Source organism: Wolbachia endosymbiont (group A) of Pipizella viduata (genome assembly GCF_964028555.1).
Classification (GTDB): domain Bacteria; phylum Pseudomonadota; class Alphaproteobacteria; order Rickettsiales; family Anaplasmataceae; genus Wolbachia.
In genome coordinates this window covers 1,329,906-1,345,637 of the sequence record NZ_OZ034787.1, presented here as the reverse complement: position 1 = coordinate 1,345,637, position 15,732 = coordinate 1,329,906, and the positions used below count along the sequence as shown (strand labels likewise).

Annotated in this window: 15 protein-coding genes and 1 tRNA gene; 7 read left to right on the top strand and 9 right to left on the bottom strand. The window is 35.7% G+C overall.

Features of this window, described 5'->3' with window-relative positions:
* Positions 1–125: 125 nt before the first annotated feature.
* Positions 126–863, top strand: coding sequence for a tRNA pseudouridine(38-40) synthase TruA (truA, locus tag ABWU50_RS06605; RefSeq protein WP_353275842.1), 738 nt, complete (start codon positions 126–128; stop codon positions 861–863).
* 88 nt (positions 864–951) lie between these two features.
* On the opposite strand, the gene dnaN is transcribed toward truA, so the two are convergent.
* From dnaN to ABWU50_RS06565, 8 genes are all read right to left on the bottom strand, one after another.
* A complete protein-coding gene (gene dnaN / locus ABWU50_RS06600) occupies positions 952–2,109 on the bottom strand; it encodes a DNA polymerase III subunit beta (RefSeq protein WP_253309419.1) in 1,158 nt (385 codons plus the stop codon).
* 123 nt (positions 2,110–2,232) lie between these two features.
* Entirely contained in the window at positions 2,233–2,730 is a 498-nt protein-coding gene (locus ABWU50_RS06595; RefSeq protein ID WP_353275841.1) for an invasion associated locus B family protein, read from the bottom strand.
* Positions 2,723–3,616: an RNA polymerase factor sigma-32 gene (locus tag ABWU50_RS06590; RefSeq protein WP_353275840.1), complete on the bottom strand. Its 894-nt coding sequence runs from the start codon at positions 3,614–3,616 to the stop codon at positions 2,723–2,725. Before ABWU50_RS06590 ends, ABWU50_RS06595 begins: the two co-directional genes overlap by 8 nt.
* Positions 3,617–3,921: 305 nt before the next feature.
* Entirely contained in the window at positions 3,922–4,284 is a 363-nt protein-coding gene (locus ABWU50_RS06585) for a transposase (protein ID WP_353275839.1), read from the bottom strand.
* Positions 4,250–4,390 carry a hypothetical protein gene (locus tag ABWU50_RS06580; RefSeq protein ID WP_341820755.1) on the bottom strand — a complete coding sequence of 47 codons (141 nt, stop codon included), beginning with the start codon at positions 4,388–4,390 and terminating at the stop codon, positions 4,250–4,252. The genes ABWU50_RS06585 and ABWU50_RS06580 overlap by 35 nt, the downstream gene beginning before the upstream one ends.
* A 310-nt stretch (positions 4,391–4,700) precedes the next feature.
* Entirely contained in the window at positions 4,701–4,826 is a 126-nt protein-coding gene (locus tag ABWU50_RS06575) for a hypothetical protein (RefSeq protein WP_264732015.1), read from the bottom strand.
* 972 nt (positions 4,827–5,798) lie between these two features.
* Entirely contained in the window at positions 5,799–6,587 is a 789-nt protein-coding gene (gene dapF, locus ABWU50_RS06570) for a diaminopimelate epimerase (RefSeq protein WP_353276391.1), read from the bottom strand.
* Positions 6,568–7,155 (bottom strand): nitroreductase family protein, encoded by a 588-nt coding sequence (locus ABWU50_RS06565; RefSeq protein ID WP_353275838.1) that lies wholly within the window; start codon positions 7,153–7,155, stop codon positions 6,568–6,570. The genes dapF and ABWU50_RS06565 overlap by 20 nt, the downstream gene beginning before the upstream one ends.
* An 81-nt stretch (positions 7,156–7,236) precedes the next feature.
* Between ABWU50_RS06565 and ABWU50_RS06560 the strand changes: the two genes are divergently transcribed.
* The 6 genes from ABWU50_RS06560 (at position 7,237) to petA (ending at position 13,702) form a co-directional block, all read left to right on the top strand.
* Positions 7,237–7,764, top strand: a complete 528-nt coding sequence (locus ABWU50_RS06560; RefSeq protein ID WP_250296035.1) for a biotin transporter BioY — start codon at positions 7,237–7,239, stop codon at positions 7,762–7,764.
* On the top strand, positions 7,761–8,171 hold the full coding sequence (locus ABWU50_RS06555; RefSeq protein WP_353275837.1) for a DUF1284 domain-containing protein: 411 nt from the start codon (positions 7,761–7,763) through the stop codon (positions 8,169–8,171). Before ABWU50_RS06560 ends, ABWU50_RS06555 begins: the two co-directional genes overlap by 4 nt.
* 1,054 nt (positions 8,172–9,225) lie before the next feature.
* Positions 9,226–10,101 carry a tetratricopeptide repeat protein gene (locus ABWU50_RS06550; RefSeq protein WP_253309898.1) on the top strand — a complete coding sequence of 292 codons (876 nt, stop codon included), beginning with the start codon at positions 9,226–9,228 and terminating at the stop codon, positions 10,099–10,101.
* An 81-nt stretch (positions 10,102–10,182) separates the two neighbouring features.
* Positions 10,183–10,255 (top strand) — tRNA-Val (locus tag ABWU50_RS06545).
* 52 nt (positions 10,256–10,307) lie between these two features.
* Positions 10,308–13,016, top strand: a complete 2,709-nt coding sequence (gene gyrA / locus ABWU50_RS06540) for a DNA gyrase subunit A (RefSeq protein ID WP_353275836.1) — start codon at positions 10,308–10,310, stop codon at positions 13,014–13,016.
* Between the two features lie 86 nt (positions 13,017–13,102).
* Positions 13,103–13,702: a ubiquinol-cytochrome c reductase iron-sulfur subunit gene (petA, locus tag ABWU50_RS06535; RefSeq protein WP_341822943.1), complete on the top strand. Its 600-nt coding sequence runs from the start codon at positions 13,103–13,105 to the stop codon at positions 13,700–13,702.
* Positions 13,703–13,711: 9 nt separating this feature from the next.
* Here petA and priA read toward each other — a convergent pair whose 3' ends face one another.
* Positions 13,712–15,715 carry a primosomal protein N' gene (gene priA / locus ABWU50_RS06530; RefSeq protein ID WP_353275835.1) on the bottom strand — a complete coding sequence of 668 codons (2,004 nt, stop codon included), beginning with the start codon at positions 15,713–15,715 and terminating at the stop codon, positions 13,712–13,714.
* Positions 15,716–15,732: the final 17 nt, after the last annotated feature.

Sequence of the window (15,732 nt, the reverse complement as noted above, 5' to 3'; positions counted from 1 at the left end):
TGTATAACTTCCATGATAATCGAACGTGAACAACCTGCCAAGGGTTTTTTAATAACGAAGAACGTTATCGTAGAAAAATTAGCTACCTAAATTATATTAAGATAGAAAGTTAGATAGATTCTGCAGTGCGATACAAAATAACGATAGAATACAATGGTAGTAGTTTCTCTGGCTGGCAGAAGCAGCAACATTCTGCTAATTCAATCCAGGAAGCCATAGAAAATGCTATATTTAATTTTAGTGGTGAGAAAGTTACTTTGTACTGCGGTGGCAGGACTGATGCAGGGGTTCATGCTTTAGGACAAATTGCTCATTTTGATATGGAAAAGGAATTTGAGCTTTATAGAATAAGAAACGCAATAAATTATCATTTAAAATCAATTCCCATAGTTGTACTGAATGCAGAAGTTGTAGATGATGCGTTTCACGCACGGTTTTCAGCAAAAAAAAGATATTACGAATACAGAATAGTTAATCGCTATGCTCCTGCCGCTCTGGAGACAGGTTATGTATGGCAAGTGTTTAACCCACTTAATGTAAATATTATGCGTGAAGCTGCTAAACATCTACTTGGAAAACATGACTTTTCAAGTTTTCGTTCAAAAGATTGTCAAGCCGCAAATCCGATGAGAACAATTGATGATATCGATATAATACAAAATGGGAATCATATACACATCAAAATATCTGCTATTTCCTTTTTACATAACCAAGTGAGGATCATTGTGGGTACTTTAGTTGAATTTGGAAAAAATAGAACTAATCCACAAGAAATGCTAAATATATTAAACCAATGCAAAAGAAATGCAGCTGGAGTTACTGCACCACCTTTTGGCTTATATTTGGTAAAGATAGATTACTAATTTAATAAAAAGTAACGTTCTTAGTGAAATAAGTGTCATACCGCCACGGTATCTCCAGATCCTGCTAACAAGAAGCGGGATGACAAGTTTAAGTTCTCATTGGCATCACTACATATAATACACTTGAATCGTCTTCATCAGTGATAATTGTAGCACTATTACCATCGGCTAAGCTAAACTTACATTTATTTTTTATGCAGGATAGAACATCAAGTAAATAACGCGAGTTAAACCCTATTTCTATAGGGGCTTCATTGTAGTCCACTTCTATGGATTCAGTTGCATCATTGCACTCTTGAGAGTTTGAATGCAGAGTCAGCAGCTTTTCTTGTAGTGAGAATTTAATGGATTTTACTTTATCAGATACAACAACGGAAACTCGATCTATAACATCTGAAAGTTTTTTACTTTCAATAATCATATGCTTATCTTGAGATGCTGGAATAACTGCTTTATAATTTGGAAAAGTCCCATCTATTAATTTTGATATTAGAATATATTCACCGCATGTAAACTTGATTTTTCTGTCTGAGAGTTTTACATTAATTTCATTACAGTCGTCCAATATTTTTAACAGCTCCATAACAGTTTTACGTGGAATGATCACACCAAATTCGCCATTGATGTTCCCAGGCTTTGGTCTCTTTATACATGATAAACGGTGACCATCAGTTGCAACGCAGTACAGAAACTGCTCGTCTGTATGTAGATATATTCCATTTAAATTATACCTTGTATCATCTAGTGATACAGCAAATTTTGTTTTAGTTAATAAGTCTATCAGGTCCGTATTTAGTAGAATAAAATCATGTTTATAATTGTCTTCTTCAAGAGCAGGAAAGCTGCTTGAAACTACATTCGGTAAAGAAAAGTTTGCATTTCCGCAAGACATCAATAATTTTCTTTGGTTGTTTACTTCAAAATTGACATCCAAATCAGCGGGTAACTTCTTCACTATGTCATGTAAAGTATGCGCTGAAATTTTTACTTCTCCTTCTGTTAATACGGTTGCAGCAAGTGAGGCAAACATTGAAATGTCAAGATCAGTTGCCATTAATTTTATGCTGCCGTGTTGTGCTTTGATATTTATACATGCCAAAACATCTATTGCATTACGCCTTTCAACCACTCCACTTACTCTGGATAATGTATTTAAAAGACTTGTACGGCTCACGCTAAAACGCATCTGCTCGCACACAGAATTTTGCTTTTTGATTTCTGTATCTACACCTGCAACCTCTGACATTGCTAACTCTCAAAAATATATTTTAAATGATATCCACATCCTATATAAAGTAAAGTGCTATTTATATTTCCATTGAAAGAGTAGTCTAGTTTATACTATAGCTGGGTATTTTGTTACAATGATTTACTTTGTATGACATAAATCATGCATTTTTTGATACGCTTTTTGAAAACCAAGTAGGGAATAAGTATCATCAATGGTCACTGTTTTTGTTTTTCCATTAACTACCATTGATAATCCCTGCTTCATTTTTAGAATGAGATCTTGATCTATTTTTGTATGCTCTGCCCACGCAAAACTTCCCTGTATTATAGGCAGTGTACATTTAATTTTTTTGTCGATATTGAGAGCTACAGGCTCCTTATCATACTGAAAACCAGAGGTAACGCTTACCTCATCTGCTTTTTTATCAACATAACTGACCATTACATACGGCTTGCGATTGGTTGTATAATGCTCGCTTTTTGTCTTAGGGTAAGATACAATGTAACACACTTTCTCTCCATCTTCTGATGCAGTATATACAAGCCAGTCTTTGTATTTTTCCTTCAATTGCACATCACTAACCGATGCAAAAGCGCCTATTGAAAAAAATATTAGAAATATAAAAAAACTACGCATGCAAACCAAATTTCAAACTTTCTGATTGTATATATTGTTTTACCTTAGCCATCGCCTGCTCAGCCAACTGTCTTATTCTTTCTCTTGAAACACAATATTTTTTACTAAGTTCATCTAGAGTTTGAGTGTTTTCAGACAAATATCTACTGATAAAAATGTCTCTTGCCCTTTCGTTAAGGCTTGCTAGTGCATTGTTTAAAATTGTTTCTTTTAATTCTTTTTCTTCATGATTCTGATAGGTTACTTCTTGACTGACCAAGTTACATGGGATCATATCTTGCAACTCCCTTTTAGAGCCATCACCTATTTTTATGCAATCGTTTAGCGACTGATCCTTACAAGCCAAACGGTAATTCATCTGCAGAACATCTCCTTCGGATACAGAAAGCTCATTAGATATTGCTTTTATTTCTTCATTGCTTAAAGTCTCTCTGTTTGTATACTGTAAAATTCTTTTTTTTATTTTACGTAAACTAAAAAATAATCTTCTTTGTGCTTGCGTTGTGCCTATTTTCACGAACGACCAAGATTTCAATATAAAGTCTTTTATTGAAGCTTCAATCCACCACACTGCATAAGTTGAAAAACGAAACCCTAAATCAGGATTAAACTTTTTTACTGCATGCATTAAACCCATATTCCCTTCCATGACCAGGTCCATCAACAATAGTCCATAATTTTTGAATTTCATTGCAATTTTCACTACCAAATTCAAATGGCTGGTAATCAATTTATGAGCAGAAGAAATATCCTTATATTGGTTCCAATTTTTTGCTAATCGTACCTCTTCCTCTTGAGACAGCATAGAGAATTTTTGCACTCTAGCAATATATTGCATGAGATTGGTTCTGCTATCAACACATAAGCTTGCCATTGGGGTCAACATAACAACTTAAATTAAAACTTCATATATATAATATATTGATTTTCGAGCAAAAATTCAAGCTTTGATTTGAAAAAAGTACAAACCTTCTATCTAATTGGGATCTTAAAGACGATAAGCCCCAACACAGCTACCTGGGTAACACTATATATGACATCCTGCCAGCGTGTAATGATGAACATTATAGTTTAAATACGTAGTAAGTGGTGTTATTCCAGTGCCTTGACACTGGAATCCACATTTCTTTTTTCTAGATCCCAGTGGGCTTTGTTGCATAGCAACGTAAGTTTTTTCCAGAGTAAATAATTTTATGCGACTATTTCAAATTTAGGCATACCAATTGCAGTAAATTTGTTCATTAAGCAGCATTTAATAAGCAGTTTCTTCTCTCTATTTGTCTCAGATTTATTCTTAAAACTAAACCCAAATATTCGCTTCAACCTTGAGAAAAATCCTTCAATATAAGATCTTTTTCCGTAATTTACTTCTTCTTTCCATCTTTTTATACCATTCTCACCATGTAATTTCATTAACTGAATAGCGGCATTTCTATCAAGCATATAATCCAATTTTGGATGCTCTGCTGCGTTGTTTTTCGGAGGAATTTTCGTTTTTATGCCATATTGATTACACAGCTTATAGAGCTTTTTTATCATATGCCCTATCTGCATATAGTGCTTTTATAGCATATTTAACATCAAATTTCCCCAATGCTCCATAGTGATCAGAGTAAACGCCATTACTGTATTTTGTAGCTATGACTTGTTTGCTCAACATTATGTGCAATTTTCTTACTTGTTTATAGCCGCGGTACTCTCTATCTTTGCTATTCTCTTTGCTGTGTGTTGTTGTATATACTAATTCCTGTACTGTCTATAGCAATTTCGATATCTTCCATGTTATTTTTATCAACTCTGCAATCATTGATCTTAATATCAAGTTTCTTTTGATGCTTGTGAATAGCTGCAAATTTTTTCCTATTTGTTCAATTTATCCCTCTAAAAATCCCACTCAAACCTATTCTGAATAGATGGGTTATTATATGTATCAAAATTACCACTTTGTTGCTGTAAATATTGTTGCCACCCTACATTTTTGGCCCAATTTCATACCAATTTTCTATGGCTTCGTTGATATAATGAAAAATATTTCCTCTTTTTTCTAGAAATTTGTTATATTCTCTATGATTACTGACTCTCATTTTTTGTGGCATATTTATCCTTAAATCGTCATTTTATAATGAATTTAGTCAGTAATCACTAGTTTTTCTGCTGCTATGCAACAAAGCCCACTGGGATCCAGATTGGATACTGAGTTGGTGAGTATAAAAGTATAGCTAACGTGAGCTCTGCGTCATGCCGCCACGGTATCTCCAGATCCCGCTAACAAGTAGCGGGATGACGATTGTCAGGGTGTCATCCCAGCCCCCCTATGATGTCATCCCAGTGCCTCTTTTTTGTCATCCCAGTGCCCAGACACTGGGATCTCATTTCACTCTATAATGGCAGTGCCTCTATGATGTAAGGAATCCAGTTTTTATGCAATCTCATCAAGAACGTTGTGTTTTAACGTAAGGTTGGCTACTGTTTACACTCACTAACTTAGCTGGATCCCAGTGTCTGGGCACTGGGATGACGAGAAAGGAGCACTGGAATGACATCATAGGAGGCTACTTGGATGACAAAAAAAAGAGCGCTGACCATTTTCGGTCTCTTAAACTGCTTTAGCTATAAACATTAAGAAATTTACCAAACGAAAAAAAAGGCAAAAGAAGCCCTAGTCATTATCTATTTTCAGTATTTGGCGTTTTTTAAGTCTTAAACACTGCAATTTAGCTGCTTTTAATTGCAACTAACCTACGCTGCAAATGTTTAAGAAATTTACTAAGTAGAAAAAAAGGCAAAAGAAACCCCGTGTTAGCTAGTTGTCACTCTCTAATCCTGCAAATTGGCGTACTATACTGTCTTAAACGACTTATAAGCGCGTTTCAGCTTGTGTAGGTAAAAACCTAGAAATATTGTGAAGACATAAGGTGCACATAGTGCAAAAAATTAAAAATAAGACGCCAACCACGTTGTTTTCTTGCTGTTTAATCTGCACAGATGAAGATAACTGAATACCTTCACTTTCATGATAAGGGGGCTGGCGGAGTTTGTCAAATAGTTTTGCATTGTGAAAACAATTATCACAAAAATCCTATATCACCGGTCATGAATACGTTATTTGCCCATTCGATTAATAACTTACCTCCTGGTAAATCTACTGAAGTCTGTTGGGCAGTCAGATATCCACGTAGTGTGGATGCAACAAGTGCTGCACAGGCTGCACTACCGCATGATGCAGTAATGCCTGTACCTCTTTCCCAAACTCTTAAAGCTATTTCTCCAGACTTTTCAACTTGTGCAATACTAATATTAATTTTCTGAGGAAATAGTACGTGATTTTCTAGCTTTGGTCCTAAATTTCGCAATGGTATTTCACTTATGTTATCAACAAAAAAAACTATATGAGGGTTACCAATATTTACTGCAACAGGATCTTTTAGCATTTCAAGCTCTATAGGTAAGTGAAGAGTGTCACACTCAGTAGAAAAGGGAATTTCATGCCATTTTAGCAAAGGTTTACCCATGTTAACCTTTATGGATTTATCACCAACTTTAAAACACTCTAAAATGCGTTTGTTTACCAGCTCAATAGTGATATACTCAGTACCTTTTTCTGACATTATCAAATATCCAACACAGCGTGCTGCGTTTCCGCACATTTCAGCTCGACTACCATCAGCATTATAGATATGTATAAAGCAGTCTGCAGCATTAGACATTGTTATAATTATCACTTGATCACAACTGCTTTGATCAGCAATTTGTCTATAGTTCCAGTCTAAATTGTTTGTTGAACGTGAGTCTATGATAACAAAATTATTGCCAGTACCGTGCATCTTGATAAAATTTTTAGGACCTTGGCCACTCATCATAAAAAAATATTTCTTCTATTGGTCTTCTTTTTTTCTTACTTGTTTCAGCGCCCTCTTCTTCGTAACCAACCGCTATCACTGACATTACATTAAAATCATCGGATATGTTGAATCTTTCTACTATTTTATCTCTATCAAATCCACCCATTTGATGAGCCATTAAGTTCACAGATGCAGCCTGTAGCATAAGTGCATAATTTGCTGCACCAGTATCATGACTAGCCCAAAGATTTTCTCCTTTACCTCGTTTACGGAAGTTTTTAGCACTTAAAGATATGATTAACACTTGTGCATCTTTTGCCCATTTTTGATTAGATTCATCAAGACAATTTAGCAGCTTTTCCCATGCGCTTTGATTGTTCTGTTTGTTGCATATCACATATCTCCAAGGTTCATCACCAAAACATGAGGGAGTCAGCCTTACAGCTTCCATTAAAATATCCATGTCTTCCTGAGATATTGCTCTTGTAGTATCGTATGAACGTCCGCTGTGTCTTGCTTTCATCAACGATAATAGATCTTGTTTACTTATCATTTTTAATTTAATAGTGCATAAATAATTCATTGTAGCACAATATAAGCAAAATTTAAATTGCAAAACCTCTTATATATATTACATTTTATAAGTTATTTTTATTGGGAAGGTATGTTTATAACACAATCTAGCAGCAGATCAACACTGGCTGAAATATTGTCTTGCGTTTTACTTTTATTCTTGATGGCTCAAATAAGCGTACCATTGCAGCCTGTGCCTATCACATTGCAAACTTTAGGAGTAATGCTTATTGGGCTTAAATTTAACCGCAGAACAGCATTCTATTCTGTGCTTACATATCTATCACTTGGTGCAGCAGGATTTCCTGTTTTTGCGAATTTTTCTGGTGGTTATCACATTTTTCTCGGACCAACAGGTGGATATTTAATTGGCTGTTTAGCTGCTGTTATGGTAATGAGCAAAGTAAATGAATTACTGAACTCTAAATATAAATCATTTGTGTGTAATTCTTTAAGTTGTCTGGCTGGTACAGTTGTAATCTTTATTTGTGGTGTTAGTTGGCTTGCTGTTTACTTGGGTCTGGGACAAGCAATAATGGTGGGTGTTTTACCATTTATCCTTCCTGGTTTGGTAAAAATTTTTCTACTCGTAGCGGCTTTGCAGTATTTGAAAAAGTGATAAGGTTTCGTCCTCATCATTTCATGTGCACCCTCGCGTTTTGGGGATATGGGTATTCTCAGGGTTTTGTAGAAAATTATAAAAAGATAGCAAGCAAAGTAATGAGTGATCCTAACACTCAAATCAAAGTAGTTGGCAATCTTGATAGTATTTGTAGTGCTTGCCCAAACCAGATTAAACAAGGTAAATGCACCACACAAGCTAAAGTTTTAGAGCTAGATAGAAGGCATATGGGAATTTTAGGAATAAAAATTGGCGAGACTTTAACTTGGAATGAGGCGGTAAAAAAGATTAGAGAGAAAATGTCTTTAAAGAAATTTGATTACGCATGTGAGGGGTGCAACTGGCAGCCATATGGAATATGTAAAAATGCCCTTTTAAATTGTCATTCCTATAAAGGTAGTTGACAAAATGTTAAGATAAATTGAAGCATTTTTGTGGAAATAGACTTCTTGCACTACCTCCCAAGCCACAACTGTCATTCAGTAGAAAAAAAACTTGCTTGACAAACTCCGCCAGCCCCCTTATTATAATAATAGGGGTATTCATGACTCAAAACTTGTTTTTGACCTGCAGGCTCAATGACAAAATTCAGTAAAAAACTCAGGGTATTTATTGGCGGATTACATAAAATTATAGCGGCTGCATGTCTTTTTTATTTTTTCTACATTCAGCCAAATCGCGCTTATTTTAAGCGTTAGCACATTATTACAGCGCCACTTACAGTAATATAGAGTCAAAACTCGCACCACGGGGCTTCTTTTGCCTTTTTTTCCGCTTGGTAAATTTCTTAAATATCTTCTTAAATTTTATAGCTAATCAGTACTGGGATGACAAGAAAGGAGCACTGGAATGATACTATTATAGAGTGAAATGAGATCCCAGTGTCACGCACTGGGATGACATTATAGGAGTACTGGGATGACATCATAGGGGCGCTGGAATGACACCCTGACAATCGTCATCCCGCTGCTTGTTAGCGGGATCTAGAGATACCGCGGCGGTATGATGCAGGAAAACCTAGCCAGCGTTAGCCATAACACAATACTTTTATACTCACCAAACCCAATGCATTACTTGCAATTAAGTTTCCTGGATTCCAGACTAGAATGACACCGTCATAAAAGAACCAGTGTCAGCTACTTGCATGACACCTTCCTGATAGACAATGTTCGTACAGTGTCAGCTACTCAGATAACAGGAAGAAGGTGCTGGGATGACAGGAGAAGAAGGCTACTTAGATGGCAGGGAGGAGCTACTTGAATGACGGTTCTTATCGTCGGTAAACTTAGAGCTATAATAACTATTTGCCTTTTTTCTACTTAAGTTTGGGTTATGCAAGAAGTCTAATAGAGCGAAATATGGAAGACAAAAGATAAGTGCATTCTACGCAGCATCGCTAATTAATAATATCTTTATTATTGTATGAGATAGGTAATTTAGCATTTATGAATTTGTAATGTGTTACGCATAGCTCAAAGAAATAAGGTTTACTGGTTACACGCTGCAGCCAATGCCACAACACTAGGATCTATGTTTGTCTGCATGTTAATTTGCGTTGTGATTTTATGGAGGTCTTCTGTTACCTATGCTAGTGAAAATTTGGAGATACAGAAGGCCTTTGATAGTGTTGTCAAGCATATAAAAGCTGATAAAAAGTATAAAGATCTTGATGTTATTGAGAGAAAAAGTGACAAATTTAATATCAAAATTGCGCAGAATTCTGGCAAGAGTTTTGACATATACTCTACTTTAAAAAAAGCAAAAGATTCCTTTGAGTCAGGAGATAATGAAACAGCTATTTCTCTCCTTAATCAGATCATCACAAAGTTTCCTTATCATAAAAATGCTTTAATTGGATTGGGAAATATTTATTACGCTAATAAAGAATACAAAAAAGCTGTAGAGATTTACACAAGACTGTTAAAAGAATACCCTAGTAACCCTTACATATTAAAAAATTTTCTGACGATAATCTCACAATATGATCCTGATCTGGCGTTGAGTGAAATGTTGAAATTGTATGATATACATAAAAATTATGCTCCTTTATTAGCAAATTTAGGTCTGATTTATATGAAAAAGGAGGATTATGTAAAAGGTAAAGAGTATATGACAACTGCTATTTCCCTTGATGAAAACAATATTTTTTATACCTATAATTTAGCTGTTATTCTAGATAAACTTTCAGATTTTAAAAATGCTACAATATTCTACTTAAAGTTGTTGAACATGGCTACAACTTCGAAAGATGTGAGTGAAAAAATACCTTTATACAAAGTGACAGCAAGACTAAAATTTATAAAACTCCACAGCACGCACCCAAAGATTTCATAAAAGCTTATAGCTTACCTAAATCTAATTTATCGCTATTTTTGTTTACAATAATAATATTGAGCTATAGAATTACATCTAAAGGGGCAATTAGCTCAGCTGGTAGAGCATCTCGTTTACACCGAGGAGGTCGGCAGTTCAAGTCTGTCATTGCCCATTTGCTTAACTGAATGTTAATATTATTAATTACTTCAATCAAAATATAGAAAATGCAGGATAATATAGTACCAATCTCAATAGTAAAAGAGCTGGAAGATTCTTATCTTTCCTACGCAATGAGCGTTATCATAAGCCGGGCTATACCTGACGTGCGAGATGGATTTAAACCTGTTCATAGGCGCATATTATATGCAATGTCAAGGGCTGGATACGATGCTGGTAAGCCATATAAAAAGGCGGCTCGTATAGTAGGGGATGTAATGGGGAAATATCACCCACATGGTGATGCAGCTATTTACGATTCCTTGGTTAGAATGGCCCAAGATTTCTCTCTTCTTTTACCACTTGTTGATGGACAAGGTAACTTTGGTTCGATAGACGGAGATCCACCCGCTTCGATGCGATATACAGAAGCAAGGCTTCACAAAGTGTCGCACTTCTTACTAAATGATATTAACGAAGATACAGTTGATTTTAGGCCAAACTATGATGGAAATGAAACAGAGCCTGTTGTACTGCCTGCAGAATTTCCGAATCTATTGGTAAATGGTGCAAGCGGTGTTGCAGTTGGTATGGCAACCAATATTCCTTCTCACAACCTTGGAGAAATAATAGATGCTTGTATGTTATATATAGATAATCCTGAAGTTACTTTGGATGAGTTACTTGAAGTGATGCCAGGGCCGGATTTCCCAACTGGGGGAACGATTCTTGAAAGGTCTGGAATAAGATCAGCATTTGCAACGGGTCGTGGATCAATTGTTGTGCAAGGCAAGACTCACATGGAAGACCTGCCACAAGATAGGCAAGCAATAGTTATTGATGAAATACCTTACCAGGTAAATAAAGTAAAATTAATTGAGAAGATAGGTGAGCTTGTAAAAGAAAAAAGAATTGATGGTATAACAGAGATCAGGGATGAGTCTGATAAGTCCGGCATTAGAGTAGTAATTGACCTCAGAAGAAATGCTGAAGCAAGTTTTATACTTAATCAAATATTGGGACTAACTCCACTAAGAAGTAGTTTTAGTGTTAACACTTTAGTCCTCAACAACAACAGGCCTGCTTTGATGTCATTAAAAGAAATCATAGCTGCTTTTGTTGATTTTAGAAAAGAAGTATTAATCAGGAGAACAGAATTTCGTCTAAGAAAAACGAGGGAAAAAGCTCATATATATATAGGGCTCTACATTGCGGTCCTCAGCATAGATGAAGTGATAAAAATCATCCGTGGTGCAAAAGATCCTGCGGAAGCAAGTAGAGAACTTTTAAATAAGGAATGGAAAACTTCGAATGAAATTAACACTATTATTGAGTTGATTTCAGATAGCGCAAGCTTTTTGAAAGACGGAGTGTATAGATTAACTGAGCTACAAATTAAGGCTATCCTTGATATGAAACTGCAGCGTTTAACAGGCCTTGAAAAAGACAAACTAGAAGCTGAGCTAAGTTCAATGATCAACCTGATAAAAGAATATATCGCTTTTCTTGGCTCAGAAGAGAAGTTGATGAAAGAAATAAAAAACAATTTACAAGAAATAAAGAACAGATTTGCTGTGCCGCGAAAAACTTTAATAGAGGAATCAGATACGGACATTGAAGCTGAAGACCTCATTCCACAAGAGGATATGGTGATAACCGTAACTATGAATGGTTATATCAAGCGTGTGAAGCTCTCTTATTACAAAACTCAACATCGTGGTGGAAAAGGAAAGCTAGGACAGGGGTTAAAGGAAGAAGACGTAATTACAAAGTTGTTTGTTGGAAATACCCATACTAGCCTTTTATTCTTTTCTAATATTGGCCGAGTTTATAGATTAAAAGTTTATAAATTACCTCTTGCAGAACCAACTGCACGTGGTAGAGCACTTGTTAACATATTTCCGCTTAGCGATGGTGAAACGATAACTAATATAATGCCATTACCAAGTGAAAGTGACGAAAATCAAAACATAGTTTTTGCTACTGCTTATGGAAACATAAGGCGTAACTCCTTGGCGGATTTTCACTACATCCCAAGCAATGGAAAAATAGCAATAAAGCTCGATGAAGGGGACAAATTAGTATCGGTTAAAGTATGCAATGAAATTGATCATGTTTTACTTTCAACAACGCTTGGAAAGAGCATCAGATTTGTTGTAAGTGATGTGCGTCAATTTAAAAGTCGCAATTCAGATGGCGTAAGAGGTATCAAACTTGCAAAGAATGACAGCGTGATATCCATGACCATATTAAATGGGATAGGTGTAGCAACAGAAACAAAAGAACTTTACTTAAAAGTTCCACTTGCAAAAAGACTGGGGACTGCAATTAATAACTCCATTGATTCCAAATTGGAAAAGACTTTGAATGATTTAGGAATAGATAACGAATTGTTCTTAAAACTTGCAGTGAATGAGGAGTTTATATTAACTATTACCGAAAATGGCTTTGGTAAAAGAACTTCTGCGTATGAGTATAGAATAACTAACAGGGGTGGTGTTGGTATCACCAATATTCTTACTACCAACAGAAACGGTAATGGTGTTGCTAGTTTTCCAGTTGAGCAGGGTGATAATATCATGCTTATTACAGATAAAGGAAAGTTAATTCGTATTTCAGTAAATGATATCAGAATTGCAGGACGTAGCACTCAAGGAGTCACTCTGTTTAAAACAGAGAGTAGAGAAAAGGTGGTGTCAGTAGCGAAAATTGAAGATCCTGATTCCACTGAAGATAGTATTTCTGAAGTTGAAAACTCTATCTCTTCTCAACTGTAGTACATGTTAAACAAAAAGCGCAAGTTTTTGTTGATTAATACGCAGTATTTAATTTAAAATATATACTTATGGCTAAGTAGAGATCAATGGACAAAAATTTAACTAAAAATAAAAAACCACTGGCAAACAAAGAGGATAAAAAAACACCTCATGTTAAAGATCTTACTAAAAATAAGAGTAGGAGAGATTTTATAACATTAACTACATGCGCTATGGCAGGTATAGGAGCTGCAAGTGGACTTTGGCCACTGGTTAAGTCTATGAATCCTTCTGCTGAAGTTTTAGCAACTTCCACAGTGGAGGTGAATTTGTCTGGAATTCAGGAAGGACACGGAGTAAAAGTAAAGTGGCAAGGTAAACCAGTATTCATTCGTAGACGCACAAAGCAAGAAATTGAGGCTGCAAGAGCTGTGAATGTGAAGAGCTTGAGGGATCCTCAATTAGATGAGCAGAGAGTATACGAAGGAAAAGACGAATGGTTAATTATGCTTGGAATATGTACACATCTTGGGTGTGTGCCGATTGATCACGCTACAAAAGATGGTAACGGTTGGTTCTGCCCTTGCCACGGTTCATATTATGACACATCAGGCCGAGTAATTGGGGGTCCTGCACCAAAAAATATGGTTGTACCTGATTATTTTTTTCCCAGTGAGAATGTTGTGGTAATTGGCAAGAAGGCTTAACGGAACTCGTTAAAAAAAACTCACAGGATCAACATCTATTATCACTGCAATACTCGAATTCAAGTTACAATTTTTAATCCAACATTTCAGCTTCTTTTGTATAGATAGACTGTGCTTATTGTGTATTTTTAGCAACACCCTATACCGATACTTATTATTTAAGAAATTTATTGCTGCTGGTGATGGACCAAGAATTTCAAATTCCTTTTTGTCTGCACTTACATTTTTTTCCTGAATACAAGTAGTTGAGCTACTTGTATGACAGAGAAGAGATTTTACTATTTCATTCGCTGCTTTTTGTGTCGCAATCTGATTCTTACCACAAATTATAAGCGCTATTAATCTGCTAAATGGTGGCATTTTGGCTTCGCGTCTTGACTTAAGTTCAATTTCATAAAATGAGTCCCTTTTTTGATGTAGCAATGCTTTTATTATTGAACTTTCAGGATTATTGGTTTGCACTATTACCATTCCTTTTTCATTGAACCTTCCTGACCTGCCTGCAACTTGGTGCAACAATTGATACGTCTTTTCTGCTGCTCTTAAATCAGAATTTTCGAGACTCAAATCTGCATTCATTACTCCAACCAAAGTTAATTTAGGAAAATTGTGCCCCTTAGCAATTATTTGTGTGCCGATTATAATGTTCACCTCTTCTTTCAGTACCAAGTCAATTACGTTACTAACCGACTTCTGATCGCTGCTTATCATCGCAGTTTTTGCGTTTGGTATTAATTTCACCATTTCTTCAAGTAACCTTTCAATTCCTACGCCATAAAGGGAAAATGACTGTTCACTCTGGCAATCAGAGCATTTTTCTGGGAGTTTTAATTGATAAGAGCAATGATGGCACAAAAGAGCATTTTTTTTCTTGTGATATGTAAGCCAAACAGCACAATTTAAGCAGGAAATTTTATATCCACACTTTTTACAAACTGCCAGTTGTGCATACCCTCGGCGGTTTAAAAAGAGCATAACCTGCTGTTTTTTCTCTATGGTTTGTTTTATGCTTTCAAAAAGCTCAGAGGAGATCCATTGCTTGTTGTTCCTCATATCTACTACTTTAATGAGTGGCAATTCTGCACCACCGAATCGCTTGGTTAGCTTTACATGATTATAATTCCCGCTTTTAACATGATGAATCGTTTCAAGCAGTGGAGTTGCTGATGATAAAATAATCGGAATATTTTCAAATTTGGCTAAGATTATCGCCATATCTCGAGCATTATATATAATTCCCTGTTCTTGTTTAAAAGATGAGTCGTGCTCTTCATCAATGATAATCAATTTTAGGTTTTTATAAGGCAAAAAAAGCGCTGACCGTGCACCAATAATTATCTGCGCATTTCCACTTGCTATATTGAGCCAATTATTCCGGCGAGTTTTTGGAGTGAGCCCTGAGTGCCATTCAACTAAGTTTTTTGATATCTGACCGCGAACACGATTTACCAATTGTGAAGTTAAAACAATTTCAGGCAAGAGGATTAAAATTTGTGCACTGTTTACAGTTTCTACCAATTTTGCAATTGCGGATAAGTAAACTTCCGTTTTTCCAGATCCTGTCTCACCGTCAAGCAAAGTCACTGAATACTCATTCAAACTGCTTATTATTTTATCGCTAGCTATCTGCTGTTCAGGGTTTAATTGGCAACTTATTTCACTTATTTCCTGCTTCTGCTTAGCACAAACCAATTTATCTATTTGGTTTACTTTTAACACTCCTCCCATTATCACTTTGGCAAGCATACCAATAGGCATTACATTGTATTGTGCAACCCACTCTGCAAATGTGATCAATTTTGGTCTAATATTTGGTAAATCGATTTTTTGCTCAATAAATTTTAATGCTCGACCACTCTTGTCACTATATTTCCAAACTATTCCGATCAAGCGTTTTTTGCCAAATGGCACCACTACGTAATCTCCAAGTAAAATCTCAGTATTTTCCTCAATTGCATACGAAAATAACTGATCAATTGGAAGTGGTAGTAATACATCAACTGTTCTTGTCATAGCAGCCTAAGTTTAGC